Source organism: Anaeromyxobacter dehalogenans 2CP-C (assembly GCF_000013385.1).
Taxonomy (GTDB): Bacteria; Myxococcota; Myxococcia; order Myxococcales; family Anaeromyxobacteraceae; genus Anaeromyxobacter; species Anaeromyxobacter dehalogenans_B.
The window spans coordinates 3,566,181-3,592,906 of sequence record NC_007760.1; the positions used below are offsets into that span (position 1 = coordinate 3,566,181).

Annotated in this window: 27 protein-coding genes; 18 read left to right on the forward strand and 9 right to left on the reverse strand. The window is 76.5% G+C overall.

What is annotated here, in order from left to right; translation table 11 throughout:
* Positions 1 to 189: 189 nt before the first annotated feature.
* Positions 190 to 2,001 (forward strand): hypothetical protein, encoded by a 1,812-nt coding sequence (locus ADEH_RS16165; protein ID WP_011422178.1) that lies wholly within the window; start codon positions 190 to 192, stop codon positions 1,999 to 2,001.
* A 66-nt stretch (positions 2,002 to 2,067) separates the two neighbouring features.
* On the opposite strand, the gene ADEH_RS16170 is transcribed toward ADEH_RS16165, so the two are convergent.
* Positions 2,068 to 2,559 (reverse strand): carboxymuconolactone decarboxylase family protein, encoded by a 492-nt coding sequence (locus ADEH_RS16170; protein WP_011422179.1) that lies wholly within the window; start codon positions 2,557 to 2,559, stop codon positions 2,068 to 2,070.
* 140 nt (positions 2,560 to 2,699) lie between these two features.
* Between ADEH_RS16170 and sigJ the strand changes: the two genes are divergently transcribed.
* Positions 2,700 to 3,608 (forward strand): RNA polymerase sigma factor SigJ, encoded by a 909-nt coding sequence (sigJ, locus tag ADEH_RS16175; protein ID WP_198133786.1) that lies wholly within the window; start codon positions 2,700 to 2,702, stop codon positions 3,606 to 3,608.
* A gap of 5 nt (positions 3,609 to 3,613) precedes the next feature.
* Here the strand turns inward: sigJ and ADEH_RS16180 are convergent, their stop codons facing one another.
* Positions 3,614 to 4,540 carry a LysR family transcriptional regulator gene (locus tag ADEH_RS16180; protein ID WP_232287304.1) on the reverse strand — a complete coding sequence of 309 codons (927 nt, stop codon included), beginning with the start codon at positions 4,538 to 4,540 and terminating at the stop codon, positions 3,614 to 3,616.
* A gap of 62 nt (positions 4,541 to 4,602) precedes the next feature.
* On the opposite strand from ADEH_RS16180, the gene ADEH_RS16185 reads away from it, so the two are divergent.
* Both ADEH_RS16185 and ADEH_RS16190 read left to right on the forward strand, forming a co-directional pair.
* Positions 4,603 to 5,343, forward strand: coding sequence for an SDR family oxidoreductase (locus ADEH_RS16185; RefSeq protein WP_041453612.1), 741 nt, complete (start codon positions 4,603 to 4,605; stop codon positions 5,341 to 5,343).
* 55 nt (positions 5,344 to 5,398) lie between these two features.
* On the forward strand, positions 5,399 to 5,611 hold the full coding sequence (locus tag ADEH_RS16190) for a hemin uptake protein HemP (protein ID WP_198133787.1): 213 nt from the start codon (positions 5,399 to 5,401) through the stop codon (positions 5,609 to 5,611).
* Positions 5,612 to 5,653: 42 nt separating this feature from the next.
* Here the strand turns inward: ADEH_RS16190 and rsgA are convergent, their stop codons facing one another.
* The 3 genes from rsgA to ADEH_RS16205 all read right to left on the reverse strand — a co-directional run bounded on the left by rsgA (position 5,654) and on the right by ADEH_RS16205 (position 8,399).
* Positions 5,654 to 6,706 (reverse strand): ribosome small subunit-dependent GTPase A, encoded by a 1,053-nt coding sequence (gene rsgA, locus ADEH_RS16195; protein ID WP_011422184.1) that lies wholly within the window; start codon positions 6,704 to 6,706, stop codon positions 5,654 to 5,656.
* Positions 6,707 to 6,849: 143 nt separating this feature from the next.
* Positions 6,850 to 8,160 carry a response regulator gene (locus ADEH_RS16200; RefSeq protein ID WP_011422185.1) on the reverse strand — a complete coding sequence of 437 codons (1,311 nt, stop codon included), beginning with the start codon at positions 8,158 to 8,160 and terminating at the stop codon, positions 6,850 to 6,852.
* Positions 8,160 to 8,399 carry a hypothetical protein gene (locus ADEH_RS16205; RefSeq protein ID WP_041453613.1) on the reverse strand — a complete coding sequence of 80 codons (240 nt, stop codon included), beginning with the start codon at positions 8,397 to 8,399 and terminating at the stop codon, positions 8,160 to 8,162. The genes ADEH_RS16200 and ADEH_RS16205 overlap by 1 nt, the downstream gene beginning before the upstream one ends.
* A 395-nt stretch (positions 8,400 to 8,794) precedes the next feature.
* Between ADEH_RS16205 and ADEH_RS16210 the strand changes: the two genes are divergently transcribed.
* The 5 genes from ADEH_RS16210 to ADEH_RS23310 all read left to right on the forward strand — a co-directional run bounded on the left by ADEH_RS16210 (position 8,795) and on the right by ADEH_RS23310 (position 13,928).
* Positions 8,795 to 10,231, forward strand: a complete 1,437-nt coding sequence (locus tag ADEH_RS16210; protein WP_011422186.1) for a GuaB1 family IMP dehydrogenase-related protein — start codon at positions 8,795 to 8,797, stop codon at positions 10,229 to 10,231.
* A gap of 202 nt (positions 10,232 to 10,433) precedes the next feature.
* Positions 10,434 to 11,594: an MlaE family ABC transporter permease gene (locus tag ADEH_RS16215; protein ID WP_011422187.1), complete on the forward strand. Its 1,161-nt coding sequence runs from the start codon at positions 10,434 to 10,436 to the stop codon at positions 11,592 to 11,594.
* 2 nt (positions 11,595 to 11,596) lie between these two features.
* Positions 11,597 to 12,349: an ABC transporter ATP-binding protein gene (locus ADEH_RS16220; RefSeq protein ID WP_198133788.1), complete on the forward strand. Its 753-nt coding sequence runs from the start codon at positions 11,597 to 11,599 to the stop codon at positions 12,347 to 12,349.
* Between the two features lie 11 nt (positions 12,350 to 12,360).
* Positions 12,361 to 13,329, forward strand: a complete 969-nt coding sequence (locus ADEH_RS16225) for an MlaD family protein (RefSeq protein WP_011422189.1) — start codon at positions 12,361 to 12,363, stop codon at positions 13,327 to 13,329.
* A complete protein-coding gene (locus ADEH_RS23310) occupies positions 13,326 to 13,928 on the forward strand; it encodes a PqiC family protein (RefSeq protein WP_011422190.1) in 603 nt (200 codons plus the stop codon). Before ADEH_RS16225 ends, ADEH_RS23310 begins: the two co-directional genes overlap by 4 nt.
* Before the next feature lie 13 nt (positions 13,929 to 13,941).
* On the opposite strand, the gene ADEH_RS16235 is transcribed toward ADEH_RS23310, so the two are convergent.
* Positions 13,942 to 14,607 (reverse strand): TetR/AcrR family transcriptional regulator, encoded by a 666-nt coding sequence (locus ADEH_RS16235; protein ID WP_011422191.1) that lies wholly within the window; start codon positions 14,605 to 14,607, stop codon positions 13,942 to 13,944.
* Between the two features lie 98 nt (positions 14,608 to 14,705).
* Between ADEH_RS16235 and ADEH_RS16240 the strand changes: the two genes are divergently transcribed.
* The 5 genes from ADEH_RS16240 (at position 14,706) to ADEH_RS16260 (ending at position 20,177) form a co-directional block, all read left to right on the forward strand.
* On the forward strand, positions 14,706 to 15,446 hold the full coding sequence (locus ADEH_RS16240; RefSeq protein ID WP_011422192.1) for a 3-oxoacyl-ACP reductase family protein: 741 nt from the start codon (positions 14,706 to 14,708) through the stop codon (positions 15,444 to 15,446).
* A gap of 48 nt (positions 15,447 to 15,494) precedes the next feature.
* Entirely contained in the window at positions 15,495 to 16,457 is a 963-nt protein-coding gene (locus tag ADEH_RS16245; protein ID WP_011422193.1) for a hypothetical protein, read from the forward strand.
* A gap of 159 nt (positions 16,458 to 16,616) precedes the next feature.
* A complete protein-coding gene (locus ADEH_RS16250) occupies positions 16,617 to 17,897 on the forward strand; it encodes a trans-sulfuration enzyme family protein (protein WP_011422194.1) in 1,281 nt (426 codons plus the stop codon).
* Positions 17,898 to 17,946: 49 nt separating this feature from the next.
* Positions 17,947 to 18,765, forward strand: coding sequence for a cation transporter (locus ADEH_RS16255; RefSeq protein ID WP_011422195.1), 819 nt, complete (start codon positions 17,947 to 17,949; stop codon positions 18,763 to 18,765).
* Between the two features lie 170 nt (positions 18,766 to 18,935).
* On the forward strand, positions 18,936 to 20,177 hold the full coding sequence (locus ADEH_RS16260; protein WP_011422196.1) for a CHRD domain-containing protein: 1,242 nt from the start codon (positions 18,936 to 18,938) through the stop codon (positions 20,175 to 20,177).
* Positions 20,178 to 20,187: 10 nt separating this feature from the next.
* Here the strand turns inward: ADEH_RS16260 and ADEH_RS16265 are convergent, their stop codons facing one another.
* Together ADEH_RS16265 and ADEH_RS16270 are read right to left on the reverse strand one after the other, a co-directional pair.
* On the reverse strand, positions 20,188 to 20,997 hold the full coding sequence (locus ADEH_RS16265) for a Rieske 2Fe-2S domain-containing protein (protein ID WP_011422197.1): 810 nt from the start codon (positions 20,995 to 20,997) through the stop codon (positions 20,188 to 20,190).
* Positions 20,994 to 21,596, reverse strand: a complete 603-nt coding sequence (locus tag ADEH_RS16270; RefSeq protein ID WP_011422198.1) for a YceI family protein — start codon at positions 21,594 to 21,596, stop codon at positions 20,994 to 20,996. Before ADEH_RS16270 ends, ADEH_RS16265 begins: the two co-directional genes overlap by 4 nt.
* Before the next feature lie 91 nt (positions 21,597 to 21,687).
* Between ADEH_RS16270 and ADEH_RS16275 the strand changes: the two genes are divergently transcribed.
* Positions 21,688 to 22,173 (forward strand): RNA polymerase sigma factor, encoded by a 486-nt coding sequence (locus ADEH_RS16275; protein ID WP_041453923.1) that lies wholly within the window; start codon positions 21,688 to 21,690, stop codon positions 22,171 to 22,173.
* Complete coding sequence (locus tag ADEH_RS16280) at positions 22,170 to 22,919, forward strand: DUF4384 domain-containing protein (protein WP_011422200.1); 750 nt, start codon at positions 22,170 to 22,172, stop codon at positions 22,917 to 22,919. The genes ADEH_RS16275 and ADEH_RS16280 overlap by 4 nt, the downstream gene beginning before the upstream one ends.
* 26 nt (positions 22,920 to 22,945) lie before the next feature.
* Here the strand turns inward: ADEH_RS16280 and ADEH_RS16285 are convergent, their stop codons facing one another.
* Entirely contained in the window at positions 22,946 to 23,608 is a 663-nt protein-coding gene (locus tag ADEH_RS16285) for a hypothetical protein (RefSeq protein WP_011422201.1), read from the reverse strand.
* A gap of 139 nt (positions 23,609 to 23,747) precedes the next feature.
* On the opposite strand from ADEH_RS16285, the gene ADEH_RS16290 reads away from it, so the two are divergent.
* Together ADEH_RS16290 and ADEH_RS16295 are read left to right on the forward strand one after the other, a co-directional pair.
* The gene (locus ADEH_RS16290; protein WP_232287305.1) at positions 23,748 to 25,019 is read left to right on the forward strand and encodes a c-type cytochrome; all 1,272 of its coding nucleotides are present in this window, start codon (positions 23,748 to 23,750) and stop codon (positions 25,017 to 25,019) included.
* Between the two features lie 361 nt (positions 25,020 to 25,380).
* Positions 25,381 to 26,718, forward strand: coding sequence for a YeiH family protein (locus ADEH_RS16295; RefSeq protein WP_011422203.1), 1,338 nt, complete (start codon positions 25,381 to 25,383; stop codon positions 26,716 to 26,718).
* The last annotated feature ends 8 nt before the right edge of the window (positions 26,719 to 26,726 follow it).

Here is a 26,726-nt window from a genome sequence, read left to right on the forward strand (position 1 = left end):
ACACCGTCCGGAGGGAGATCTCATCGCGGCGTGAGCGAGACCGTGCGCGGTCGGTCCTCCACGGGCCGTAAATCTTCGATTCGACTGCCACGCAGGGTGCACGCCGCGCGGGGCGTCGCCCCCGCGCTCCCCGAGTCGGCACCTTGACGCCGGGACGATCGCGCCTCAGGCGCGATCGGGGAGGCGGCCATGGGACGCGCGAGCTGGCGGGCGGCGTGGGTCGTCGTCGGGGTGGTGGCGTGGCTGGGCTGCGGCTCGAGCGGCGGCGGGAAGCGGGAGACGTGCACTCCGGCGGACTGCGCCGCGGCGGGCGCGTCGTGCGGGCAGGTGAGCGACGGCTGCGGCGGCTTCCTCCAGTGCGGCGGGTGCCCCGACGGCCAGACCTGCGGCGGCGGCGGCACGGCGAACGCCTGCGGGGCGCCCGCGTGCCACCCGGCCACCTGCCAGTCGCTCGGGAAGAGCTGCGGCCAGGTGGACGACGGCTGCGGCGGCAAGCTGGACTGCGGGAGCTGCCCCCAGGGCCAGACCTGCGGCGGCGGCGGCACTCAGAACGTGTGCGGGACGCCGTCGGCGGGCTGCACCCGCACCACCTGCGCGAACGAGGGCAAGACCTGCGGCACGATCCCGGATGGCTGCGGCGGCACGCTCGACTGCGGCGCCTGTGGCAGCGGGAAGGTCTGCACCACCTCGAACACCTGCGGCCCGGCGCCCTGCACGCCGACGACCTGCGCCGCCCAGGGGAAGGACTGCGGCCGCATCGACGACGCCTGCGGCGGCACGCTCGACTGCGGCGCCTGCCCCGAGGGCCAGACGTGCGGCGGCGGCGGCAACCAGAACGTCTGCGCCGCGCCCGCGCCGGCCCCGCAGGTGCGCTGGTACGCGACCGTGAGCACCCCCGGACCCGACGCGTACGTCGCGGTCGGCGTGGACGAGCAGGGGTCGCGCGTCCTGCTCTCCACCACCATCGACGAGGCCGGCCCGGGGGGCGGCACGCTGCAGCTCGAGAAGCGGGACCACGACGGCAAGGTGGTGTGGTCGAAGCGCTTCACGTACGCCGGCTGGCCGGTGTTCCGGATGGCGGTCACCCGGCTCGGGAACGTCCTGCTCGCGATCGATCCGCAGTGCTGGGGCGACTGCACCGGGCGCCCGGGGCTCGACCTGGGCGGTGGCGCCATCGTGGACTCCGCGCTGGTGAAGCTGGGGCCGGACGGCCGGTGGGTGTGGACGGTGTCGCTGGCCGGGTCGAGCCTGGGCCAGCTCGCCACCGACGACTCGGGATCGGCGCTCATGTTCCGCTCCCCGCGCCAGACCTACGCGCCGGTGATCGAGAAGTACTCCTGGGAGGGCAAGCTGCTCTGGTCGAGGTCTTCGCAGTGGGTGGACGTGGTGACGCTCGCGCCGGCCGGCGAGGCGTTCGTCGCGGGCCACTCCTCGTCCGGCCTCGTGGAGGGCGCGCCGGCGCCGGCGTCGGGCGCGTGGACGGCGCAGGTGGTGAAGCTCGGGACCGACGGCAAGGTCCTGTGGTCGGTCCAGTCCGAGAAGCTCGGCTACTTCGGCGGGATCGGGGCCACGAGCAAGGGGACGCTGGTGCTCCTCGCGGAGCGCGCCGGCACGGTCACCTGGGGCGACTCGACCGTGGACAACGGCGGGCTGGTGCTGGCGGTGCTGGAGGCCGACGGGAAGCCGCGCTGGGCGCGCGGCGTGGAGCGGCTCTGGCCCCCGCTCCTGGGCGTGGATCCCACCGGGCGCGCGGCGGTCGCCGGCAACTCGAGCAGCTGCATGGCCGTGACCGTCCGCGCGTTCGATCTCGCGAACACGCCGCTGTGGACGCGCACCGTGCCGACGAACGGGCAGTGCAGCTCGACGCGGGCGCAGGCGCTCTCGTACGGCGCCGACCACGAGGTGACGGTCGCCGGCACGTTCGGCGGCACCCTGGTCGTGGGCGAGGACACGCTCGTGCCGCAGGGCGACGACGGGATCGCGGTCGAGCTGGCGCCCTGACGGCCCGGGCCTCCGGGCGAGCCCGGGCCAGCGCGGCCCGGGCGCGTCCGGAGCTCCTGCGCGGACCTAGGCCCGCTGCGCCGCGGGCTCCGCCGGTGCGCGGTTCGCGCCGACCTGGTACGTGCCGACCGGCGCGCGGAACGCGACCGACAGCCGGTTCCAGCCGTTGATGGCGACGATCGCCAGGGTGAGGTTCACCAGCTCCGCGTCGTCGAACTCCGCGCGGACCTGCTCGTACGACTCGTCCGGCACGCCCGTCTCGCCGACCCGCGTCACGGTCTCGGTCCAGGCGAGCGCGGCCCGCTCGCGCGGCGTGAAGAACGGGGTCTCGCGCCAGACCGGCACCGCGTAGAGCCGCTGCTCGGTCTCGCCGTGCGCGCGGGCCTCCTTGGTGTGCATGTCCACGCAGAACGCGCAGCCGTTGATGTACGACGCCCGCAGCTTCACCAGGTGGTACAGCGTCAGATCCAGCCCCGAGCTCCGCACGTACTGCTCGAGCGCGTACATCGCCCGCAGCGCCCCGGGCGCGACCTTCCCGTAATCGATCCTCGGCTGCATGGCCTCTCCTCGATGTTCGTGGTTCATGCCGCGAAGACGCGGAGCGCCGCCGTCCCGTGACCGGCCGGCCGAGGACGCCCCGATCGGACCGGGCGCCGCGGCCGCGGTCACGGCAACGCCCTCCCGATCGTCCTGATTGCATGATGACTCCCCCGACCCCCGCCGCGACCGAGGCGCTCGACCTGCCGGCGGCGTTCGAGCGCCTCCGCCCCCGCCTCTTCGGCATCGCCTACCGCATGCTCGGCACCGTCCCGGACGCGGAGGACGTGCTGCAGGCCGCCTATCTGCGGTGGCACGAGGCGGGCGGGACCGAGGTCCGGAACCCCGAGGCGTGGCTCGTGGCGGTGACGAGCCGGCTCGCGGTCGATCGGCTGCGCCAGGCGAGCGGCGAGCGGAAGCGCTACGTCGGCGACTGGCTGCCCGAGCCGCTCCTCACCGCCGCCGCGCCGCCGGCCGACGCGCGCTCCGAGCTCGCCTCGGACCTGTCGATGGCGTTCCTGGTCATGCTCGAGCGGCTCTCGCCGGACGAGCGCGCCGCGCTGCTCCTCCGCGACGTGTTCGGCGCCGGGTACGGGGAGATCGCCCGGGTGCTGGACCGGAGCGAGGAGGCCTGCCGGCAGGTGGTGCACCGGGCGCGGCTGCGGGTGCGAGAGGGGCGCCCGCGCTTCGAGGTGCCGCTGGAGGTCAAGCACCGGCTCGTCGCGCGCTTCCTGGATCGGCTCGCCGCGGCCGACGAGCAGGCGCTGCTCGCGCTCGTGTCCGAGGACGCCACCTGGACCTCCGACGGCGGCGGGAAGGTCCACGTCGCGCGCGGGCTCCGCGGCAGCGCGCGCATCGTCCGCTTCCTGCTGAACGTGGCACGCAAGGGCGGCGGCCGGACCCGGCGCGAGCTCGTCTGGGTCAACGGCGAGCCGGCCATCCTCACGTACCTCGACGGCCGCCCGTTCTCGACCACCTCGTTCGCCACCGACGGCGAGCGCCTGACCGCGTTCTACGCGGTGCTCAACCCGGACAAGCTGCGGCGGGTCGAGCCCGCTCGCGTGCGCTGAACCGATCAGCCGGGCGGGCGCCGGCGCCGCGCGACGTCGGAGCCGCCCGGTCCCGTGCGCCGGACCCACTCGATGGCGTCGCGCACGCGCCGGGGCACGAGCCGCCGCGACGGGTAGACCGCGAACAGCTCCCGCCCCTCCGGCTCGCCCAGCGCGCACTCCAGCACCACCAGCCCGCCCGCGCGGGCGATCATCTCGGCCGGCGCGCGCACCACGCCGATCCCCGCCAGCGCCGCCTCCACCGCGACGCGCGGGTCGGTCGCCGCGAAGCGCTCGTTCGGCGTCAGCTCGCGCACCACCCCGTCCGCACCGCGGAACCGCCACGGCCGGCCCGGGTGCGTCACCACCGCCGGCGCCCGCGCCAGCGCGGCCGCGTCCACCCGCCGCCGGCCGCCCAGCTCGCGCGCGACCACCTCGGGCGAGGCTGCCAGCGCGGACGGGATCGCCCAGAGCCGGCGCGCCACCACGTCGGCCTCGGCGACCGGGCCGACCCGGAACGCCAGGTCGATCGCCTCCTCCACCAGGCTCAGCACCGAGTTGGTGAGCCGCAGGTCCACGCTGACGCGCGGGTGGGCCGCCGCGTACGCGATGAGCGCCCGGCCGACCCGCTCCGCGCCCGTCACCACCGGCGCGGTCACCCGCAGCCGGCCGGTGGGCTCCTCCTCGCGATCGGCCGCGTCCTCGAGCAGGTCCCGGAGCTGCTCGAGCAGCGGCGCCGCGCGCGCGAGCAGCCGCGCCCCCTCGTCCGTGGCGGAGACGCGCCGGGAGGTGCGGTGCAGCAGGCGGACCCCGAGCCGCTCCTCCAGGCGCGCCACCGCGCGGCTGACCGTGCTGGTGGGGACGCCGGTGCGCCGGGACGCGCCCACGAAGCTCGATTGCTGCGCCACCGCCACGAAGAGCCGCAGGTCCCCCGGATCGATCATCTCGTCCATGGGACGAAGCATACCGGATCGTCCCGTCGATCCGCCCCGCCGCCGCGGGCATGGTTGCGTGCATGACGACGACGACTGGGGCCGGGCTGAAGGATCGGACGGTGGTGGTGGTGGGCGGCGGGTCGGGCATCGGCCTCGCGGTGGCGCGGGAGGCGCTGGCGCGCGGCGCGGAGGTGGTGCTGGCGGGGCGCTCCCGGGAGCGCCTGGCGCGCGCGCTGGGAGCGCTCGGCGCCGGCGCGCGGGCGCGGGCCGTCGCGGCCGACGTCCGCCAGGAGGACGCGGTGGTGCGCCTGTTCCGGGAGGTCCCCGCCGCCGACCACGTGGTCGCGACGGCGGTCGTGCCCGCGTACCAGCCCATCGCCGCGTTCGACCTCGAGGCGGCCCGCGCGGTGGTGGACTCGAAGCTGCTCGGCGCGCTGCTGCTCGCGAAGCACGGGGCGCCCAGGCTGCGGCCGGGCGGCTCGCTCACGTTCACCACCGGGATCGCCGCGGATCGCCCGATGCCGCGGGGCTCGGTGATCGCCGCCGTGAACGGCGCGCTGGCCGCCTTCGTGCGGGCCGCGGCGCTGGAGCTCGCCCCGCTGCGGGTGAACGCGCTCTCGCCCGGGTGGGTGGACACGGAGATCTGGGACGCGGTCGCCGGCGACGGCAAGGCGGCGACGTTCGCCGCGATGGCCGAGCGGCTCCCCGCCCGCCGGATCGGGCGGCCGGAGGACGTCGCCCACGCCGCCGCGTTCCTGATGGAGAACGGCTTCACCACCGGGAGCGTGCTCCGGGTGGACGGGGGGCATCCGCTGGTCTAGCCCCGCGCCGTTGACAGCGTCGCGCCGGCTCGGCTACGGTGTTCGCATCCTGAAAGTGATTCGCAATATCGCCTCCGGCGGCGCCGGCCCGACCGGGCCGCCGGCGCGCACGGCGGGCTCCGATGCGAGCGCCGCCGCGGCGGGGCGGCCTCGCCGCACCACCACGGCGGCGCTCCTCGGCGACGCCCGCGAGCTCGTCATCGAGCACGCCGGCGAGGCCTACCGGCTCCGCGTCACCAGCAAGGGCAAGCTCATCCTCACGAAGTGAGCGCCCCGGCCGCGCCCGTCGCGGGCCGCCGGGGCGCCCGGCTCACCCGCGGTCGCGGTCGCGGTACATCCGTCGCTGCGCCTTCTTGATGGGCCGCCAGCGCAGCTTCTCCGCCCGCGCCGCCGCGCCGCCGCGGCGGGCCTCCTGGAGCGCCGCCTCGCGCTCCAGCTTGCGCAGGCTCTCGAGCCGCCCGGCGTCGAGCCGGCCCGCCTCCACCGCCCCGGCCACCGCGCAGCCGGGCTCGCCGGCGTGGCGGCAGTCCCGGAACCGGCACCCGGCGGCGAGCGCGGCGACGTCGTCGAAGGCGGCCGCGATCCCTCCGGCGTCCCACAGCCGGAGCTCGCGGATCCCCGGCCCGTCGATCACGCAGCCGCCCCCGGGCAGCTCGAACAGGCGCCGCGCGGTGGTGGTGTGGCGCCCGCGCGCGTCGCGCGCCCGGACCGCGGCGACCGGCTGCTCGGCGCGCCCGAGCAGCGCGTTCACGAGGGTGGACTTCCCCGCGCCGGAGGGGCCGACGAACACCGCCGTCCGCCCCGGCCCCACCAGGCCGGCCAGCCCGTCCAGGCCCTCCCCGCTCACGCCGGACGCGAGCAGCACCGGGGCGCCCGACGCGGCCGCCCGCGCCTCCGCGAGCGCCGCCCCGGCGTCGGGAACCAGGTCGGCCTTGGTGAGGATCACCGCGGGCTCGGCGCCGCTCGCGTGCACCGCCGCGAGCGTCCGCTCCAGGCGCCGCGGGTGGGCGCCCTCGTCCAGGCCCTGGACCACGAGCACGAGATCGACGTTCGCCGCGAGCACCTGCTCGACGGTGGCGCGGCCGGCGGCGTTGCGAGACAGCGCCGAGCGGCGCTCCAGCACGCGCGCGACCACCGGCGGCTCGCCGGGCGCGGCGAGCACGAAGTCCCCGGCGACCGGGGCCGGCTCGGCGCCGAGCAGGTGGCCGGGGACGATCACCAGGCGATCGCCCGCCTCGAACCGGAGGCGCAGCCGGCGGCCGCGGTCCGCGACGACGCGGCCGACGAGGAGGGTGGAGGCTTCTTCGGACGAGAGCTGCGCTGAGAAGTACGGACCCCAGCCGAGAGTTGCGAGGGTGGACACGGTTGGACCTCGAAGGCACGAGCAGGCGGACGCGCCGCGCCGCGCCGCACGGGCGGACGCGTCGGGCGCACGGGCCGCGCGGGCGCTCAGGAGCGCGCCGCGCGACGACTCGGCTAGAGGACACGATCGGTCACGAGGCTCTTCTAAGCGGCCGGCCGCCGGGCGTCAACGGGGGTGGAGCGCGACCGGACGCCGCGCCGCTCGGCGGCAGGCGACTGGGGACTCCCGCGCCCGTGCACCGCGCGCGCGTCCCGGTGCACCTTCACCACGGCGTCGGCGATCCCCTCCGGGCCGAGCCGCTTCGCGAGCACCGCGTCCACGCCGCAGGCGCGGAGGCGCGCGGCCAGCGCAGGATCGTCGCTGGCGGTGACCGCGACGATGGGGAGATCGCGCTCGCCGCCGACCTCGCGGACCCGCCGCACCAGCTCCTCGCCGTCCACCTCGGGCATCACCACGTCGGTGACGAGCACGTCCAGCGAGCCGATCTCCTCGGCCAGGCGGAGCAGCCCCGCCAGCGCGTCGCGCTCCGCCACCACCCCGAAGCCACGGCCGGCGAGCGCGTCCGCGATCAGCGCACGCGCGAGCGCGTCGTCGTCCACCAGCAGCACGCGGTGGCGCGCGCGGGTGCCGCCCGCGGCGCCTGCGTCCAGCTCGGCGCGGGGCACCTCGGGCTCGCCGGGCGCGACCTCCTCCCCGCTGCGCCCGTGGGCGACGGTGGCCTGCGCAGGGCGGCGCGGGCGCGCGACGCCCCGGCCGCCCGCTGCGCCGCCGGCGCCGCAGGCCTCGGCCAGGAGCGCGTGCAGCCCGCGGCCCTCCTCCACCGCCACGACGAACCCCGCCGGCGACGGCGCCGCCGGGTCGAAGGGGTCGCGCACCGCCACCGTACGCACGGTGCCGGCGGCGGCCACGCCCTCGCCCGGATCGCCCTTCAGCGCCAGCTCGAACCGATCTCCGGGCGGCGGCGAGAGCGGGCTCGGCAGGAACAGGCGGCGCTTCACGGGATCGTAGGTCATGGCCTCCCACCCCGGCCCGCCCAGCGCCAGCGCCAGCACCGGCCGCGGCCCCGGCGGCTCGGCGGGAGCCTCCACGCCGGCGGCCGTGGCGAGCGCCGCCACCGCCTCGCAGATGCGGTCCGGCGCGATGGCGAGGCGCGCGTCGCTGGCGCGGAGCGCCTCGGCCACGTTCGCGCGGGTGGAGGCGGTCGCGTGCGAGAGCGGCAGCGCGAGGCCGCCGGCGCGCGCGCACCAGAACGCGAGGCGCGCCACGTGCGCGGCAGCGGCGGCCGGGCCGAGGCGCACCACGGCCAGCAGGCCCTGCGAGTCGCGGCGGAACCCCGCCTCGCAGCCCTCCAGCTCGTCGCGCACCAGCGTGAGGAGCGTGGCGAGCGCGCCCATCACCTCGCGGGCGCCGCTCCCGTGCAGCGGTCCGAAGCTCACGACGATCGACTCCGACATCAGTAGGTGACCTCCAGCACGGGGTGACGGTGGGCGCACGAGCCGCCGGCGCCGCCGGCGTCCTCGCAGGGCGCGAGCAGCCGGACGCGCGGGCGGCCGAGGTCGTCGCCGGGCCCGGCCTCGGCGCCCTGGGCGGCCACCGCGCTCGCTCGCGTGGTGGCGCGCGGCGCCGAGCAGGCCGCGAGGGCGGCGAGCAGGCAGGCGGCCGTCAGGCCGGCGACGCGGGATCGTGCGGTCATCGACGGCTCCCGAAGCACGGATCGCACCGCCCCGGTGAGCCCGGAATGAGGCCGCTTTCGCGGCGCGGCCCGGGTCGGCGCGCCCCACCCATGCCCGGCGAGGCGCCGCGCGCGCGTCTTCCCCCGGCGCCGGCCTGCGGCCCGGAAACCCCGCGCCCGCCGTGAACTTCGCGCTCGGTCGCGGCCTCGCCTCCGGGCCCCAGGGCGCGGCGGGTCCGCCGGCACTCGCGAGTCGCGTCCCGTGTCGGCCAGGCGTGGGACCGCCCTCGGCCGGCGTTGCGAGGGCCGCGTCAAGCCGGTGACACGGGGCGCGACGGAGAGGGTGCGACCGCCTGGCGCGCCGCCCCGTCCTCCTGGGATGGGCACGGCCCGCCCGGCCGGCTTATCCGGTGGGCATGCGCTTCCTGCACCCCGAGCACGACGAGGCGCTCGAGCTGTCGCTCGAGGACGTGTTCCTCGTCCCCAGCTACTTCGACGGCGGCTCGCGCCTGGAGGTGGACCTCCGGCCGGTGGACTTCCCGGGCGGCTCGCACCCGGTCGTCTCCGCCAACATGAACGCCGTCACCGGCAAGCGGATGGCCGAGACCATGGCGCGCCTGGGCGGGATCGGCGTCCTGCCGCAGGACATGAGCCTCGAGACCGCGGCGCGCATCATCCAGCACATCCGCTCCGCGGACCCGCGCCACGACACGCCGCTCTCCGTCTCGCCGCGCGCCACGCTGCGCGACGTGCAGGGCATCATCCGCAAGCGTGCGCACGACATGGTGGTCGTGGTGGACGACGAGCGCCGCCCGGTCGGCATCGTCACGCACGCCGACCTGCGCGACCAGGACCAGTACTCGCCGGCCGCGTCGTTCATGTCGTCGCGGCTCGTCACGATCCCGGTGGGCACGCCGAACCGCGAGGCGTTCCTCCGCATGGAGGAGCAGCGGGTGAAGGCCGCGCCGGTGGTGGACGCGGCGGGCCGGCTGGTCGGCGTCCTCACCCGCGACGACGCCGTTCGCCTCGAGCTGCTCGCCCCGGCGCTCGACCCCGCCGGCCGGCTCATGATCGCGGCGGCGGTGGGGATCTCCGCGGACGCGGCCACCACGGCGGCGCGCCTCGCCGAGCTGGGCGCCGCGGCCATCGTGCTCGACACGGCGCACGGGCACCAGCGCCGGATGATCGAGGCGATCCGCGAGGTGCGGCGCGCCGTCGGCGACCGCCTGCCGCTCGTCGCCGGGAACGTGTGCACGCCGGAGGGCACGCGCGACCTGCTCGAGGCGGGCGCGGACGTGGTCAAGGTGAACGTGGGCCCGGGCGCGATGTGCACCACGCGCATGCAGACCGGCGCCGGGCGGCCGACGTTCACCTCGGTGCTCGCCTGCGCCCGCGAGGCGCACCGGCGCGGGCGGCACGTGTGGGCGGACGGCGGCGTGCGCGACCCGCGCGACGTGGCGCTCTACCTCGCGGCCGGCGCGTCGCGCGTGATGATCGGCACCGCGCTCGCCGGCACCTACGAGAGCCCCGGGGACGTGAAGGAGGACCGCGAGGGGCGGCCGTACAAGGAGAACTACGGGATGGCGAGCGCGCGCGCGGTGAGCGATCGCACCGCGGGCATCGATCCGTTCGAGCGGGCGAAGAAGGGCTTCTTCCGCGAGGGCATCTCCACCTCGCGCATCTACATCCGCGAGGGCCGCGAGAGCGTCGGCGCCATCCTCGTGGACGTGATCACCGGCGTGCAGTCGGCGTTCACCTACGCCGGCGCGGCCTCGCTCCCCGAGTTCCACCGCAAGGCCGTGGTGGGCGTGCAGACCGCGGGCGGCTACGGCGAGGGCAAGCCGCGCGGGTGAGGCCCGGCCCGTGTGCGCCGGGGCGCAGCCCGCCGCACGCCTGCGTCCTCCGGACGCGGCCATAGGGAGTCCCCCCGCTGCCTGCGCGTGCCCCGACGAGGAGTGACTACGATCGCGGGCACCGGTGTGCGCCGGGGCCGTGGCCCGGCGCGGGGGGGAGCAGGCCATCTCGCAGCGGCTACCAGCTCCCGAGGCCGGGCGCATGCGCCCGCGCTGGCTCGCCGGCCGCCGCGCGCGCGCGCCGGGCCAGGCCGCGCTCGAGCTGCGCCGCGAGGGCGACGGCGCGCTGGTGATCGCGCTGGCCGGGATCTGGCGGCTCGCCGACGGCCTGCCGCCGGCCGCCGACGTCGCGCGCGAGCTGGACCGGACGCCCGCGCCGCGCGCAGCCGTGGACGCCGCCGGCGTCGCCGCGTGGGACAGCGCGCTCGCGGTCTTCGTGCACGGCGTGGCGCAGACCTGCCGCACGCGCGGCGTGCCGCTCGACCTGCGGGCCCTGCCGGCCGGGCTGGCGCGCCTGCTCGACCTGGTCCGGGAGCCGGCCGCGCCGGCGTCCCGGGCGGCCCCCGCCTCCCACGGCATCGCCCGGCTCGGCGTCCGGGCGCTCCGTCGCGAGGAGCGGCTGCGCGCAGCGGTCGCGTTCGTGGGCGAGACCGCCATCGCGTTCGCCCGGCTCGCGGCGCGGCGCGCCCGCCTCCGCCCGCAGGACCTCTGGCTGCTCGTGCAGCACTCCGGCGCGGAGGCCCTGCCCATCGTCGCGCTGGTCAGCTTCCTGGTCGGGATCATCCTCGCGTTCGTGGGGATCACGCAGCTCCGCTTCTTCGGGGCCGAGGCGTTCGTGGCGGACATCGTCGGCATCGCCATCGTCCGCGACATGGCCGCGCTCATCACCGGCGTCACGCTGGCGGGGCGGAGCGGCGGCGCGTTCGCGGCGCAGCTCGCCACCATGAACGTCACCCAGGAGATCGACGCGCTGCGCACGCTCGGGATCTCGCCGGTGGAGTACCTGGTCGTGCCGCGGGTCCTGGCGCTCACCGCCATGATGCCGCTCCTCACCCTGTTCGCCGACGCGAGCGGGATCCTGGGCGGCGCGATGGTGGGCACGACCATGCTCCACCAGCCGCTGGCCGGCTACCTGCACCAGACCGCGCTCGCGCTCGTCCCGGGCGACCTCGCCGGCGGCCTGGTGAAGGGCGCGACCTACGGGCTGCTCATCGCCCTCACCGGCGCGTTCCGCGGGATGCAGGCCGAGCGCAGCGCCGAGCGCGTGGGCGAGGCCGCGACGCAGGCGGTGGTCACCGGGATCGTGGCGATCATCTCGGCCTGCGGGGTCTACCAGTACGTGTTCTTCCTGTTCGGGTGGTGAGCGTGGACGACGGGGTCATCGGCGTGCGCGGGCTGGCGATGGGCTTCGGGGACCGGGTGCTGGTCCGGGACCTCGACTTCACCGTCCGCCGCGGCGACGTGTACGTGGTCATGGGCCCGAGCGGCTGCGGGAAGACCACGCTGCTCCGCCACCTGCTCGGCCTGCAGGAGCCCGCCGCCGGCGAGGTGCGCTACGGGGCCGAGCCGTTCACCGGCGCGCCGCCCGACGCCCGCGAGCGGCTGCTGCGGCGGGTGGGCGTGCTGTTCCAGGGGGCCGCGCTGTGGACCTCCATGACGCTCGCCGAGAACGTCGCGCTGCCCCTCGAGCAGTTCACGGCGCTGCCGCCGGACGCGATCCGGGAGGTGGTCCGGCTGAAGCTCGCGCTGGTCGGGCTCGGCGGGTTCGAGGGGCTCTACCCGTGGGAGCTGTCGGGCGGCATGCAGAAGCGCGCCGGGCTGGCCCGCGCCATCGCGCTCGATCCCGAGATCCTGCTCATCGACGAGCCGTCGGCCAGCCTCGACCCGCCCACCGCGCGGCGGCTCGACGCGCTCATCCTCCAGCTCCGCGACGCGCTCGGGACCACCGCGGTGGTGGTCACGCACGACGTCGCGACCATCCTGGGCATCGGCACCCGGGCGCTGTTCCTCGACGCCGACCGGGGGCGGGCCGTCGCCGAGGGCCCGCCGGCGGAGCTGCGCGCCGCCGGTCCGCCCGAGGTGCGCGCGTTCTTCGGGGGCGGCGCCGTCCCGCCGTGAGGGGAGGTCGCATGGCACGCAGGTTCGATCCGAGGGTGGTCGGCGCGTTCGTGCTCTCCGCGATCGCGCTCGGCGTGGTGGCCGCCGTCTACCTGGGCGCGGGCCGGCTGCTCCAGCGCCGGGTGCGGTTCGTGGCGGTGTTCTCCGAGGACCTGGCCGGGCTGGAGACCGACGCGCCGGTCAAGTTCCGCGGCGTGCCGGTGGGCCGCGTCTCGAGCATCCACCTGTCCATGGAGTCGGCCACCGAGCCGCTGCGCGAGCTGCGCATGCCGGTGGTGATCGAGCTGAACCAGACCCGCATCCAGGAGATGGGCGGGCGGATCGACCTCGCCGACCCCGAGGCCATGCGCACGCTCATCCGCCACGGGCTGCGGGCGCGCCTGGCGCTGGAGAGCTTCCTCTCGAACCGGCGCTACGTGGACCTCGACATCCTCCCGACCGCGCCGCCGGCGACGCCGTCGCCCATCCCGCTCCCCTACCCCGAGATCCCGGTCTACGCCGAGCCGGGCTGGGCCGCGCTGCAGGCCGACGTCTCGAAGCTGCTCACGAAGCTGCACGCGCTCGATCTCGAGGGGCTGGTGGCCGACCTGCGCCGCGCGGCCTCGTCCATCGACCGCGCCGCGGCGCGCGTGGACGCGGCCGCGGCCGCGGTGCCGCCCGCGCTCGGCACCGCCCAGGCGGCGGTCGCGTCGGTGGGGGAGGCCCTCGGCGACGCGGCGCGCGCGTTCGAGTCGAACCTGCCGCCGCTGGCCACCGACGCGCGGGCGGCCGCGGTCCAGCTCCGCGCCACCCTGGAGCGCGCCGACGGGGCGCTGCGCGACGTGGGCGCGCTGGTGGACCCGGCCTCGCCGGTGGCGTGGCAGCTCGGCGCGACGCTCGCCGAGCTCCAGGGGGCCGCGCGCGCGCTGCGCCACCTGGCCGAGGACCTCGACCGCGACCCCAGCGCGCTGGTGCGCGGCCGCGCGGAGGTGCGCCGGTGAGGCCCCCGACCGCGCTCGCGGCGGCGCTGGCGCTGCTCTGCGGATGCGTGCCGCTCGGCCCGCGCCCGGACCGGACCCGCTACTACGCGCTCGAGGCGCGCGCGGCGGCGCCCCCGGCCGGCGCGATCCCGGTCGGCGCCGTCGGGCTCGGCCCCGTCCGGCTGCCGGCCTACCTCGACCGTCCCGAGCTGGTCACGCGCGGCGAGGGCGCTCGCGTGGACGTGGCCGGCGACGAGCGATGGGCGGCGCCGCTCGACGGCCTGTTCGTCGCCGCGCTGGCCGAGGACCTGCGCGCCGCGGTGCCCGCGCGCGAGGTGGTGGCGTGGCCGTGGCGGGCGGGCGCGGCGCCGGAGTGGGCCGTGTCGGTGGACGTGCTGCGGTTCGAGCGCGCGCCCGACGGGACGGCGGTGCTCGAGGCCCGCTGGGCGCTCCGCCGCGGCACCGAGGTGGTCGAGCGCGGCGTCACGCGCACCCGCGAGCGCCCGCGCGCCACCGGCACCGCCGCCTCGGTGGAGGCGCTCAGCGACTGCGTCGGCGGGCTGGCGAGCGAGATCGCGGCCGCGGCCGCCCGGCGCCGCGCCTCGCCCATGGCCCGGTGAGCGCGGGCGGGGCTCAGCGAGCCTCGTGCTTGCTCCGTCCGCGGGCGACGCCGCGGCCCGCCGTCCGCGGGCGCAGCAGCGCGTCCCACCCGGCCATGGCGGACTCCGCAATGCCGAGGAGCTCGGCGCGGGAGGCGCCGTCGCGCGCCCGCAGCGACATGCCCTGCAGCACGGTCGCGTAGAACGCGGTGAGCCCCTCCACGTCCGCCCCGGGCGGCAGGTCACCCTCATCGACCGCACGGCGGAGCCGCCCGCGAAGGTCCTCGAGCGTCCGGCCCCGGCGCGCCCGCAGCAGCGCGTCCAGCTCCGGCCCGTCGCCGGCGTCCGGTGCACCGGCCTGGCATCTGCCCAGCACGATCATGCAGCCGTGTGGCTTCCCCGCGGCCGTGAGCCCCTCCGCCGTCGAGCGAAGCATCCCGCGGATCGCCTCCCGCGCGGTGCCCTCGTCGAGCGCGCGCCGGCCGCTCGCGCCCTCGGTGGCCACGTACAGGTCCACCACCTCCCGGAACAGCGCCGCCTTGCTCCCGAACGCCGCGTAGAGGCTGGGCGAGTTGATCCCCATCGCGCGGGTGAGGTCCGCCATGGACGCGCCGTCGTAGCCGCGATCCCAGAACACCTCCACCGCCTTCCGCAGCGCCTCACCCCGGTCGAACGAGCGGGGCCGCCCGCGCGTGGCCATGCCGGACCCCTTTCTGTGTCGTACAGCATAGAAAGATGGGCACCTCGCTGGCAAGGCCCGTAGGCTTTCTGTGTCGCTCAACACAGAACGGAGCAGCCATGGAAAACCTGAAGGGCAAGGTGGCGCTGGTGACCGGGGGCAGCCGTGGGATCGGGGCCGCCATCGTGCGGCGGCTGGCGCGGGAGGGCGCGATGGTCGCGTTCACCTACGTCAGCTCGGAGGGGCCCGCCCGCAGCCTCGCGGAGGCGGTGGAGCGCGCGGGCGGCCGCGCGCGCGCGTACCGCGTGGACAGCGCCGACCCGGTGGCGGTCGAGCGGATCGTGGACGAGGTCGCCGCCGAGCACGGGCGCCTCGACTTCCTCGTGAGCAACGCAGGCGTGGCGACGCTCAAGCCCGTCGAGGAGACCACCCTGGAGGACTTCGATCGGATCGTCGCGACCAACCTCCGATCGGTGTTCGCGGGCGCGCGCGCGGCCGCTCGCCACCTGCGCGCCGGCGGGCGCATCATCACCATCGGCAGCGCCCACGACGAGCGGGTCCCGTTCGCGGGCATCTCCGCGTACGCGGCCAGCAAGGCCGCGCTCGTCGGCCTGACCAAGGGCCTGGCGCGCGATCTGGGCCCGCGCGGCATCAGCGTGACGCTGGTGTCGCCGGGCCCGATCGACACCGACATGAACCCGGCCAGCGGGCCGCTCGCCTCCACCGTCCTGCCGATGATGGCGCTGCCGCGGTACGGGACGGGCGACGACGTGGCCGGGCTGGTGGCGTACCTCGCCTCGGACGAGAGCGCGTTCGTCACCGGCGTCTCGCTCGGCATCGACGGAGGGTTCACCGCCTGACCGGCGAACGCGTCGCCAGCGCGCCCCCCGCTCCGGTAGAGTGGCGCGATGGCGAACGGTCCCGGCTGCGCCTGCCCCCGCTGCGGCGCGCCGCGCGCGTCCGGGCCGGAGTGCCCGCGGTGCGGGGTGATCTATGCGAAGGCCCGGGCGCGGGCGGCGCCGTCGCCCGCGCCGTCGGGGCCCGGGACCTCGCTGCCCGATCCGGGCGCGGCGGGGCTCGCGCTCGGGATGCCGGCGCGGGCGCGCTGGTCCGGCGAGCTGGACGGCGCCCGCCGCGAGCTGTGGATCCGGGCCGTCGCGCCGCCGGCGGCGCTGCTCCTCGCCCTCGCGCTGGTCTCGAGCGGACCCGGCCATGCGCTGCTCCGTACCTTCCTGTCCATGTGGATCCACGAGCTCGGGCACGCGGTGACGGCCTGGCTGTGCGGCCACGGCGCATTCCCCGGCCCGTGGCGGACGCCGATCTCGTCGGGGCGGCTCCCGCTGGTGGTGATCGCGGTCTCCGGCGCGCTCGCCGCGCTCGCCTGGCGAGGCTGGCGCTCGGGGCGCCGGGCGATCCTCGCCGCCGGCGCGGCCGGGCTCGGCGTGCAGCTCGTCTGCACGCTGCTGCCGGCGACGACCGCCCGGGCGCTGATCACGTTCGGCGGCGACGCGGGCTGCATGGTGATCGGCGCGGCCCTCGTCGCGACGATCTGGGCGGATCCCGAGGGGCCGCTCGGCCGCGGCTCGCTGCGGTGGGGCTTCCTCGTCATCGGCGCGGCGGCGCTGGTGGACGCCCTCCACGGCTGGGTCCGCGCCTGGAGGGATCCCGGGGAGCTCCCGCTCGGCGAGATCGAGGGCGTCGGTCTCTCCGACGCGAGCACGCTCATGCAGGTGCACCGCTGGAGCGCGTCCGCGCTCTCCGGCCGCTACGTGGCGCTCGGGCTCGCCTGCCTCGCGGCGCTCGGCGCGACCTACGCGGTGATGCTCGCGCGGGCGCGCGGCGCGGTCGCGGCGGAGCGCCGGGCCGCCTGAGCTGTACGTATAGTCCGCCATGACGGACGCTCCAAGGGCCTGCCCGCGCTCACTCATCGACACAACCCGCATATAACGGATGCTCGTCCTATGAAACGGACGCCGCTTCTGGTAGGAACGTCGGCCCGGCCGCGCCCGCCCCCGGCCCCAGGAGCCGCCATGACCGAAGACGTCCACCTCGACTCCAACGTGCCCGGAAACCCGGCCTACCACTTCACCATCGTGCCGCCCGGCACGCCGGCCCGGGCCGGCTGGACGGAGCGCGCGCCGCTCGTCCCGGGCGCGGGGCTGGCCACGCAGTGCGTCCACGCGGGCGTGCAGCCCGACCCGGCCTACGGCGCGGTGATGCCGCCCATCTACCAGTCCTCCACGTTCGCGTTCCGCGACGTGTGCACCAACGCCGGCTACGACTACACGCGCAGCGGCAACCCGACGCGCGCCGCGCTGGAGGAGGCCATCGCCACGCTGGAGGGCGGCGCCGGCGCGACCTGCACCACCACCGGCATGGCCGCGGTGCTGGTGGCGCTCAACCTGCTCCCGCACGGCAGCCACCTGCTCTGTACCGTGGACTGCTACGGGGGCACGTTCCGGACGCTCGAGCACGCGCGGCAGGCCTACGGGCTGGAGGTCACCTACCTCGACCTCGCCGACCTCGGCGCGGTCGAGCGCGCGCTGCGCCCGAACACCGGGATGGTCTGGATCGAGACGCCGTCGAACCCGCTGCTCCGCCTCACCGACATCCGCGCGGTGACCGAGCTGGCGCACCGGCGCGGCGCGCTCGTGGTGGTGGACAACACGTTCCTCTCGCCCGCGCTCCAGCGCCCGTTCGAGCACGGCGCCGACCTGGTGGTGCACTCCACCACCAAGTACCTGAACGGCCACAGCGACGTGGTCGGCGGCGCCGTCGTCGCCCCGCGCGACCGCACCGCGCTCCTGCAGCGCATCCAGTCGATGAACAACCTGCTCGGCACCTCGCAGGGCCCGCACGACGCGTTCCTGGTGCTTCGCGGGCTGAAGACGCTGGCGCTCCGCGTGAAGGCGCACGAGGCCGGCGCGCGGCGCGTGGCCGCGTTCCTGGCCGGGCACCCGGAGGTCGCGCGCGTCCACTACCCCGGCCTCGCCTCGCACCCGCAGCACGCGCTGGCCCGCGCGCAGCAGCGCGGCTTCGGCGCCATGCTCAGCTTCGAGCTCCGCGACGGCCGCCCGGATCGCGTGGACCACGTGCTGCGCACGCTGCGCTGGTTCACCCTGGCCGAGTCGCTGGGCGGCGTGGAGAGCCTGGTGGCGCACCCTGCCTCCATGACGCACGCGTCGATGACGCCGGAGGCGCGGCAGCGGGCGGGCATCACCGACTCCGTGATCCGGCTCTCCATCGGGATCGAGGAGCCCGAGGACCTGCTCGGCGATCTCGACCGCGCGCTCGCGTCGCTGCCGGCGTGACCGCGCGGCGGCCCCGCGCCGCCGCGGTCCGTCTATACTGCGCCGCGACATGGCGGCGACCGCGACGACCCGCACCGTGTTCGCGGTGCCGAGGATGGACTGCCCCTCCGAGGAGCGGATGATCCGCCTGGCGCTCGAGGGCGCCGGCGGCATCGCCGAGCTCCGCTTCGATCTGCAGGCCCGGACGCTCACCGTGCTCCACGCCGGCGATCCTGGGTCCCTGCTGGCCCGGCTGCAGCCGCTCGGGCTGGGCGCCGAGGTGGCGTCCTCCGCCGCGCACGCCGGCGAGCCCGCCGGCGCCGTCGCAGCTGCGCCGGACGCAGGGGCGGAGGCGCGGACGCTGCGGCTGCTCCTCGCCGTCAACGCGGCGATGTTCCTCGTCGAGGCGGTGGCGGGCTGGCTGGCCGAGTCCACCGGCCTCATCGCCGACTCGCTCGACATGCTGGCGGACGCGCTCGTGTACGGCCTGAGCCTCTGGGCGGTCGGCCGCGCCGCGCGGGCCCAGCTGCGGGCCGCGCACGTCTCGGGCGTGCTCCAGGCGGCGCTGGCCGCCGGGGTGTTCGCCGACGTCGCGCGGCGGCTGGTCGGGGGCAGCGCGCCGGAGCCGCCGGCCATGATCGGCGTCTCGGCCCTGGCGCTCGCCGCCAACGTCGCATGCCTGCTCCTCGTCGCCCGCCACCGCCACGGCGGCGCGCACATGAAGGCGAGCTGGATCTTCTCGACGAACGACGTGCTCGCGAACCTGGGCGTCATCGCCGCCGGCGCGCTGGTCGCGTGGACCGGCTCGCGGCTGCCCGACCTGGTCATCGGGACGGCGGTGGCGCTGCTGGTGCTCGCCGGCGCGGTCCGCATCCTGCGGCTGCGGTGACCCCCTGGCTCGCGCGGCTGTGACCTCGCCCGCCGCCTGACCGGCGCCTTCCGCAGCGCGCTCGGCGCTCCCTAGTCCGCGCGCCCGCCGCCCCAAGGCGGTGCGTCACCCCTCGCGAAGGTCCGGTGTCACTCCGGGCGGCCGATCTCGCGCCAGGGAGGACTCGAACCATGGGACACGTGTTGCTTCGATCGCCGTCGCACGCTGCGCTGCTCGCCTCGCTCCTGCTCGCCGCCTGCGGGGGCGGGGGTTACGGAGGCGGAGGCGGCGGAGGGGGAGGCGGCGGCTACGGCGACGGTGGGGGAGGTGGCGGGGGGGGAGGGGGCGGCGGCGAGCCGGGCGCCGCGGCGCTGTGGGTGGTCCCCGAGTCGGCGCCGGCGCTGAGCGCCGCCGGCCAGGCCGCATTCACGGCAGGTGAGCTGTTCTACAACGCGCACACCGCCGCCCACGCCGGCGGCGAGCTCCGCGGCCAGCTCGACCTGGGCGGCGCGCTGCGCGTCGCCACGCTGGACGGCGCCCAGGAGACGCCGCCGGTGATCACCAACGCGTTCGGCGCCGCGGCGTTCACCGTGGACCCCGGCACGCTCCGCATGCGCGGCGTGGTGGTGACCTCGGGGGTCCCCACCGCGAACGCCGCCCACGTGCACCTCGGCGCGCGCGGCGCGCCGGGCGGGATCATCGTCCCGCTGGCCGGCGGCCCCGAGGTCTGGGTGGTGCCGGACGACGCGGCGCCGCTCACCGCGGCCCAGCGCGATGCGTTCGAGGCGGGCACGCTGTTCGTGAACGTCCACACCCCCGCCCACGCCGGCGGCGAGATCCGCGGCCAGCTCGACCACGGCGGCACGGCGCGCCTGGCGGCGCTCGACGGCGCGCAGGAGGTCCCGGCCACCACCTCGGGCGGCTTCGGCGCGGGCCTGCTCGTGGTGGACGACGCCACGGGCCGGCCGGGCGGCTTCGTCATCTCCCGGAAGCTCACCGCCGAGTCCGCCGCGCACGTCCACCAGGCCGCGCGGGGCGCCTCCGGCGGCGTCATCGTCCCGCTGTTCGGCCGGCCCGGGCTGTGGGTGGTGCGCGACGACGCCGACCCGCTCACCGCCGAGCAGCGGACGGCCTTCGACGCGGGCGGCCTCTACTACAACGTGCACACCACCGCGAACCCGGCCGGCGAGATCCGCGGCCAGCTCGAGCGCGGCGGCCCGATCCGCATCGCCTCGCTCGACGGCGCGCAGGAGACGCCGCCGGTGACCTCGGCCGGGCTCGGGGCCGGGCTGCTCGCGCTCGACGACGGCGGCGGCGGCGAGGTGGGCGGGTTCGTGATCGCGGGCGGCCTCACCGGCCCGACCTCGGCGCACGTGCACCAGGGCGCGCGCGGCGCCCCCGGGGACATCCTCGTGCCGCTGTCCGGCCCCTGAGGCGCAGGCCTCACGCCGGGACGTGCACCGTCACCGCCAGGGCATCGGCGGTGACGTCGTACGTTCCGAGCGCGCGGGTGGCCGGGCCCTGCTGCACGGTGCCGTCGAGCGCGTAGCGCGAGTCGTGGCACGGGCAGATCACCTGGCCGCGCCCCGCGTCCCAGCCCACCGTGCAGCCGAGGTGCGTGCAGATCGCGTCCAGCGCGACGTGCGCGCCGCCGGCGAGCGCCACCACCAGGAGCGCGAGCGGGCGCGGCGCGCCGCCCGGGCGCCCGACCACCGAGCCTCCCGCGGCCGCGAGCTGGGGGAAGTCGGCGAGCGGGAACACCACCGCGCCCTCGCTCCAGCGCGGGAACCCCGGGTCTCCCGCGACGAGATCCACCGCCACCTCGTCGAGCGCCGGGTCGTGGAACGCGGCGTAGGCCGTGAGCCCCTGCACGGCGGGCGGGCGCGTCACGCGGCCCTGCAGGTCGAACGTGGAGGCGTGGCACGGGCAGACCACCTCGCCGCCCTCGAAGCCCACCGGGCAGCCCTGGTGCGTGCAGGTGCTCGACATGGCCGCGAAGGTGCCGTCGGCCGCGTGGACCACGAGCACCGGGTCGGCGAGCCCCGGCGCGCGGGCCCGCACGGCGCCCCCGGGCCGCGCGAGCGCCGGGTAGCGCGACAGCGCGAGCGTGAGCCGCCCGTTCACCGGCGCCGCGACGTCCACCAGCGGGGCGGGAGCGGTGTCGGGCGCGCAGGCGGGCAGCGCCGCGGCGGCGGCGGCCCCCGCGCCACCGGCGAGGGCGCGGACGAGGAATTGACGGCGGGTGACGCTCATGGCTCGCCCTCGAGCTCGAGCCGCGCGTCCACGTCCACGCGGTCGTCCACCTTCACGAACAGCAGCTCGGGCCGCTCCACCTGGTGCGCGTCCAGGCTCACCGGGAAGGTCGCCTCGACCCGGGCGCGGTCGGGCGCGTCGAAGTGCACGGCAGCCGCCACCTCGACCGGCCGCGGCGACTTGAGCGTCAGCTCGCCGCGCAGCGCGATCCGCAGGTCCGCCGGGTACCGGTCCGGCGGCTCGAGGTGGCCGACGCCCTTGAAGACGACGTACGGCTGCCGCGCCGCGCCGGTGACCTCGAGCATGTGCGCGTCGCGGTTCGAGTTGCCCGAATGGAAGGAGTCGAGCGGCGCGCGGACCATCACCTGCACCGTCCCGTCCGGCAGGAGGCGCGCCCTCCCCTCCACCGCGCGGGAGAGCCCGTTCACCTCGTGGAACTTGTGGACGAGCCGGTACGCCAGCGTGCTGGCCGGGCCGACGGCGAACGTGCGCGGGGTGGCCTCGACGGGCGAGGCCGAGCGGGCGAGTGCGGCGACCAGCGAGACGGCGAGCGCGGCGATCATGCCGTCCAGACACCCGGCGTCGGCGGCCGGGGACACCTCGCACCCGAGGTACGCGTACCCCCGTTGGGCCCGCCGCAGCGAGACCCACGCGCCGCTCCGCGGGTGTCGTTAGGAACGTGCGGTGGCGATGGACGAGGAGGCGGCTGCCCGGCTGTACCGGACCTACGGCCCGGTCGTCTACCGTCGCTGCCTGCGTCTGCTCCGGGATCGCGAGCTGGCCCGCGACGCGACGCAGGACGTGTTCGTGCAGCTCCTGCGACACTGGACCACCTCGACCGAGCCGGAGGCGGTGCTCCACTGGATCTACCGCGTGGCCACCAACCACTGCCTCAACCTGCTGCGCAACGCGCGGCGCCACGGCGAGCGGCCGCTGGAGCTGGCCCCGGCGCACGCGGCGGCGGGGACGGCCGCCGAGCCGCAGCGCCTGGTGGCGCAGCGGGTGCTGTCCCGGTTCGACGAGGTGACGCAGGCGGTCGCGGTGGGGGTGTTCGTGGACGGGATGGAGCACGAGGAGCTGGCGCGGGCGCTCGGGATCTCCCGGCGCACGGTGAGCCGGCGGCTCGACCGCTTCGTCGAGTCCGCGCGCGAGTACCTGGCCCGAGGTGAGGGATGACGGCCTGCCCGTCCGACCTGAGGCTGGAGGGCCTGCTGCTCGCGCCCGACGGCGCGGACGCGGCGCACGTGACCGCCTGCCCGGCGTGCCAGGAGCGCCTCGCCGAGATGCGCGCCCAGGGCGAGGCGTTCGCGCGCGAGGTGTACCCGGCGACCGTGGACGCGGTGCTCGCGTCCGTGCGGAGCGCGCCGGTGCGGGGCGCGCCGGGCCCCCGGCCCGCGCCGCGCCTGCGCTGGCTGCGGTTCGCCGTCCCGCTCGCCGCGGCCGCCGCGGCCGCCCTGTTCCTCCTCGTGCGCCTGCGCCCGGCGCCCACGGTGGAGCTGTCGGTGTTCGTGAAGGACGCCGCGCGCGCCGCCCCGGTGGCCGACGGCGAGCCGGTCCCCGCGTCGGCCGCCCTCCGCTTCGAGGTCCACCCCAGCTCGCCCTGCTGCCTGTGGATCCTCTCGGTCGATCCCAGCGGGAACATCGCGCGGCTCTATCCGCCGAAGGGCGACAAGGCCTCCGAGGAGCTCATCCACCCGGCCGAGCCGCATGCGCTGCCCACCACCGCCGTCCTCGACGGGCGGGCCGGCCCGGCGCGCATCTTCGCGGTGTGCACCAAGGCGCCGGTGCCGTGGCCGGCGCTGAAGGACGCCGCCGCGAAGAAGCTCGAGAAGGGCGACGACGCCGTGCGCCAGCTCCGCGCCATCAGCGGCCTGCCCAGGGGCTCGGCGCAGACGTCGGTGCTGATCGAGAAGCGCGGCTGACCGGCGCCGCGGATCGGCCCGCCCGCTCAGAACAGCAGCACCGTCACCCCGATCGTCATCGCGCCGAGCGTCGCGTAGCCCACGCCCTGGTGCACCGCCGCCAGGTCGCGCTCGGAGAGGCTCCCCGCCCGCCGCCGCGCCACGATGCCGAGCACGATCTGCGTGACCATGCCGGCCGTGGCCGCGCCCATGGCGATCTTGTGCAGGAGCGCGGTGTCGAGCCGGACCGGCTCCGCGAGCGGCTTCGGGGCGAGCACGCCGAGGAGCGCGGTCGAGAGGAACAGGGCGCTCGTGCCGTAGGCGAGCCCGCGGTGCCAGGCGTGGTAGCGGCCGGTGTCGCCCCCGCCGCGGAAGCGGTCGTCGAAGTCCAGCTGGCCGACCACCGTGGTGGCGGCCAGCGCCGCCCAGGTCGCCAGGCCGATGGCGGGGTGCAGCGTCAGCATCCGGCGGCGCCGCTCGAGCTGGCGCTGGATGCGGGGATCGGCCTGCTTCGCGGGCCGCCCCAGGAGGTCGAAGTCGAGATCCGGCGGCTGCGTCGGCTCCAGGTTCGGGCGAGGCCCGGCGGGCGCGTGGCGCGGCGCCTCGTCCCCGGTCTCCTTCGCGGTCTCCCCGGCGCGCGCCGGCCCGGCGGCGGCCAGCGCCAGGGCGAGCGCCACCCCGGCGGCTCCACGCAGTGCGTTCGCGGTCATCCCGGGTTCCGACACCCGGCGCCGCCCCCGTGCGACACCGGGCGCGTCGAACGGCCCGGATGAAGCCCGCCGAAACGCGCCGCCTCGCCCGCGCATCGGATCCACGGACCGGAACCGGAGGAGCGAGATGCCTCGACGCGTGAACGCAGGAACGGCCGCCTGGCTGCTGGGCGCGACCGTCGTCACCTTCACCCTCGCCACGGCGGCGCTCGCGACGCCGAGGGGCGGCCCGAGGTCGGCCATCGCGGAGGGCCGGCAGGTGTTCCGCTACGACACCTTCGGCGACGAGGCGTTCTGGAGCGGCGTGCTGCGCCTGCACGAGCCCATCGCCACGCTGACGCCGCTCCAGGCGCTCGGCGCCGGCCTGAAGGTGGACCTCGACGCGCTGCCCGCCGCCACGGTGGACGCGCTCCGCGCTGGCCAGGTGAACCTCGACGATCCCGGCGTCACGCTGGACCTGCTCGCGCGCGACGCGGTGGTCGGCGTGAAGGCGAAGATCGAGGACGGCGCGCTCCGCTCGGTGGGCATCACCTGCGCGCTCTGCCACTCCACCGTGGACGACGCGCTCGCGCCCGGCGTCGGCCACCGGCTCGACGGCTGGCCCAACCGCGACCTGAACGTCGGCGCCATCGTCGGGCTGTCGCCGAACCTCCAGCCCGTCGCGGACCTGCTCGGCGTGGACGTCCCGACGCTGCGCTCGGTGATCGAGGCATGGGGACCGGGCAAGTTCGACGCGACCGTGTTCCTCGACGGGAAGGGCTTCCGACCGGACGGCAAGACCGCGGCAACGCTCATCCCGCCGGCGTTCGGCCTGGCCGGCGTGAACCTGCACACGTTCACGGGCTGGGGCCAGGTCACCTACTGGAACGCGTTCGTCGCGAACCTCGAGATGCACGGCCAGGGCACGTTCTTCGACCCGCGCCTCGACGACGCGACGAAGTACCCGATCGCCGCGCGCAACGGCTTCGGGCACGTGCGGCCGCCCGAGGGCCAGCCGGATCTCGTCACGCCGAAGCTGCCCGCGCTCCACGCCTACCAGCTCTCGCTCGACGCGCCCACGCCGCCCGAGGGCAGCTTCGACCCGGCGGCGGCCGCCCGCGGCGGCGCGCTCTTCGCCGGCGCGGCGAAGTGCGCGACCTGCCACGTCCCCCCGATCTTCACGGAGCCCGGCTGGAACCTGCACACGCCGGCCGAGATCGGGATCGACGACTTCCAGGCGAACCGGGGTCCCGAGGGGCGCTACCGGACCACGCCGCTGCGCGGCCTGTGGGCGCACGCGAAGGGCGGCTACTACCACGACGGCCGCTTCGCCACGCTGGGTGACGTCGTGGACCACTACGACCAGCACCTCGGCCTCGGCCTCACGCCGGCGCAGCGCCAGGATCTGGTGGAGTACCTGAAGTCGCTCTGATCCCGTGATCGCCTGAACCTCCGCCCGCCCCTCGACACGCTCGGGGCGAGCGGAGCCTGGAACGCCGCCCCGCGAGCCCGGCCAGCGCCGGGCTCGCGCCGTTCTCTCCGGTTCATCCGTCAAACCGGACGATCCTCCGTTGTCCGCTTGACAGGATTACCGTCCGTCATCCAAGATGCCGTCACCATGCGCTCCCCCGCTCCCCGGATCGACGCGCGCGCACGGCAGGTGCGGTGCACCTGTCGCCGGCCGGCGCCTCCCGCGCGAATGCGCGGCTGAGCGCCGGCGAGCGCCTCCCCCCTCTCCTCTGCTTCCCGCCTCAGCCCCGGCGCGGCCCTTGCCGCGCCCGATGGAGATCTCCATGTCGAAGGCCGTCACCGCAGCCCTCCCCTGGCACCGTCGCGAGGACACCTGGGCGATCCTGATCGCGCTCGGGCTGGTCCTCGCGGTCACCACCGCGTTCTTCCTGGGCGGCGCGCGCGCCGTCTCGGCCACCGCGCTCTCGTTCCCGACCTGGTCCGACGGCGGCAAGCTCCTGGGCGCCGTCGGCGCGAACCCGCTCGCGCCGCTGGCGCTGTTCGCGACGTTCCTGGCGGCGTTCTCCGTGGCGTCCCTCGTGATCGGCTGGGACGTCGCCCGGTACGCGGCCGGGTTCGCGCTCCTGTTCGCGTTCTCGATCGTGGTGACCGCGCTCGGCTCGAACGCCCTGCTGAAGCAGTGGCAGCTCGAGACGCCGCTGCTGGCGCTCGGGGCGGGGATGCTGCTCGGCAACGCGGTGACGCTGCCCGCCTGGTTCCAGTCGGCGCTCCGCACCGAGTTCTACGTGAAGGTCGGCATCGTGCTGATGGGCGCCACGCTGCCGTTCACCATCATCCTGGAGGCCGGCCCGCTCGCCATCGCCCAGGCCACCCTGGTCGCGGTCACCACCTTCCTCGCCATCCACCTCGCCGCCACGCGCCTGTTCGGGCTCGATCCGCGCTTCGCGGCCACGCTCGGCGCCGGCGGCTCGATCTGCGGCGTGTCGGCCGCGATCGCCATCGGGGGCGCGTGCCGGGCGGAGAAGTCCCACGTCTCGGTCGCCATCTCGTTGGTCATCCTGTGGGCGGTGGCGATGATCTTCGCGCTGCCGTTCGCCTGCCGGGCGCTCGGGCTCGCGCCCGGGGTGGCCGGCGCCTGGATCGGCACCTCCGAGTTCGCCGACGCGGCCGGGTTCGCCGCCGCCTCGGCGCTGGGCGACGAGCGCGCGGTGAAGACCTTCACGCTCATGAAGGTGGTGGGCCGCGACATGTTCGTGGGCGTCTGGGCGCTGGTGGTGGCGTTCCTCTCGGTGACCCGCTGGGATCGCGAGCGCGCCGGCGCGCCGGAGAAGGTCGGGACGGGCGAGCTCTGGCGGCGCTTCCCGAAGTTCATCCTCGGCTTCCTGGCCGCGTCGCTGGCGGTGACGGTGATCCTCGCCTCGGTGGACTCCAGCGCCGGCACCCGCTTCGCGAAGGAGGCGATCGCGCCGCTCAAGAACCTGCGCGGCTGGGCGTTCACCTGGACGTTCCTGTCCATCGGCTTCACCACCCGGTTCCGGGAGCTGACCCGGTTCGGCTGGCGCCCGTTCGCGGCGTTCGCGGTGGGCGTGCTCGTGAACGTCCCGCTCGGCTACTGGCTGTCCACCCACGTGTTCGACGCCTACTGGCTCGCGGTGCGGTGAGGCGCGAC

Coding starts and splice junctions, on each gene's coding strand:
- ADEH_RS16250 (WP_011422194.1), top strand. CDS start 16,617: ATGACCGAAGACGTCCACCTCGACTCCAACGTGCCCGGAAACCCGGCC.
- ADEH_RS16170 (WP_011422179.1), bottom strand. CDS start 2,559: ATGCAGCCGAGGATCGATTACGGGAAGGTCGCGCCCGGGGCGCTGCGG.
- ADEH_RS16295 (WP_011422203.1), top strand. CDS start 25,381: ATGTCGAAGGCCGTCACCGCAGCCCTCCCCTGGCACCGTCGCGAGGAC.
- ADEH_RS16210 (WP_011422186.1), top strand. CDS start 8,795: ATGCGCTTCCTGCACCCCGAGCACGACGAGGCGCTCGAGCTGTCGCTC.
- ADEH_RS16185 (WP_041453612.1), top strand. CDS start 4,603: ATGACGACGACGACTGGGGCCGGGCTGAAGGATCGGACGGTGGTGGTG.
- ADEH_RS16225 (WP_011422189.1), top strand. CDS start 12,361: ATGGCACGCAGGTTCGATCCGAGGGTGGTCGGCGCGTTCGTGCTCTCC.
- ADEH_RS16165 (WP_011422178.1), top strand. CDS start 190: ATGGGACGCGCGAGCTGGCGGGCGGCGTGGGTCGTCGTCGGGGTGGTG.
- ADEH_RS16205 (WP_041453613.1), bottom strand. CDS start 8,399: ATGACCGCACGATCCCGCGTCGCCGGCCTGACGGCCGCCTGCCTGCTC.
- ADEH_RS16235 (WP_011422191.1), bottom strand. CDS start 14,607: ATGGCCACGCGCGGGCGGCCCCGCTCGTTCGACCGGGGTGAGGCGCTG.
- ADEH_RS16240 (WP_011422192.1), top strand. CDS start 14,706: ATGGAAAACCTGAAGGGCAAGGTGGCGCTGGTGACCGGGGGCAGCCGT.
- sigJ (WP_198133786.1), top strand. CDS start 2,700: ATGATGACTCCCCCGACCCCCGCCGCGACCGAGGCGCTCGACCTGCCG.
- ADEH_RS16200 (WP_011422185.1), bottom strand. CDS start 8,160: ATGTCGGAGTCGATCGTCGTGAGCTTCGGACCGCTGCACGGGAGCGGC.
- ADEH_RS16275 (WP_041453923.1), top strand. CDS start 21,688: ATGGACGAGGAGGCGGCTGCCCGGCTGTACCGGACCTACGGCCCGGTC.
- ADEH_RS16255 (WP_011422195.1), top strand. CDS start 17,947: ATGGCGGCGACCGCGACGACCCGCACCGTGTTCGCGGTGCCGAGGATG.
- ADEH_RS16265 (WP_011422197.1), bottom strand. CDS start 20,997: ATGAGCGTCACCCGCCGTCAATTCCTCGTCCGCGCCCTCGCCGGTGGC.
- ADEH_RS16280 (WP_011422200.1), top strand. CDS start 22,170: ATGACGGCCTGCCCGTCCGACCTGAGGCTGGAGGGCCTGCTGCTCGCG.
- ADEH_RS16180 (WP_232287304.1), bottom strand. CDS start 4,540: ATGGACGAGATGATCGATCCGGGGGACCTGCGGCTCTTCGTGGCGGTG.
- ADEH_RS16215 (WP_011422187.1), top strand. CDS start 10,434: ATGCGCCCGCGCTGGCTCGCCGGCCGCCGCGCGCGCGCGCCGGGCCAG.
- ADEH_RS16260 (WP_011422196.1), top strand. CDS start 18,936: ATGGGACACGTGTTGCTTCGATCGCCGTCGCACGCTGCGCTGCTCGCC.
- ADEH_RS16285 (WP_011422201.1), bottom strand. CDS start 23,608: ATGACCGCGAACGCACTGCGTGGAGCCGCCGGGGTGGCGCTCGCCCTG.
- ADEH_RS16245 (WP_011422193.1), top strand. CDS start 15,495: ATGGCGAACGGTCCCGGCTGCGCCTGCCCCCGCTGCGGCGCGCCGCGC.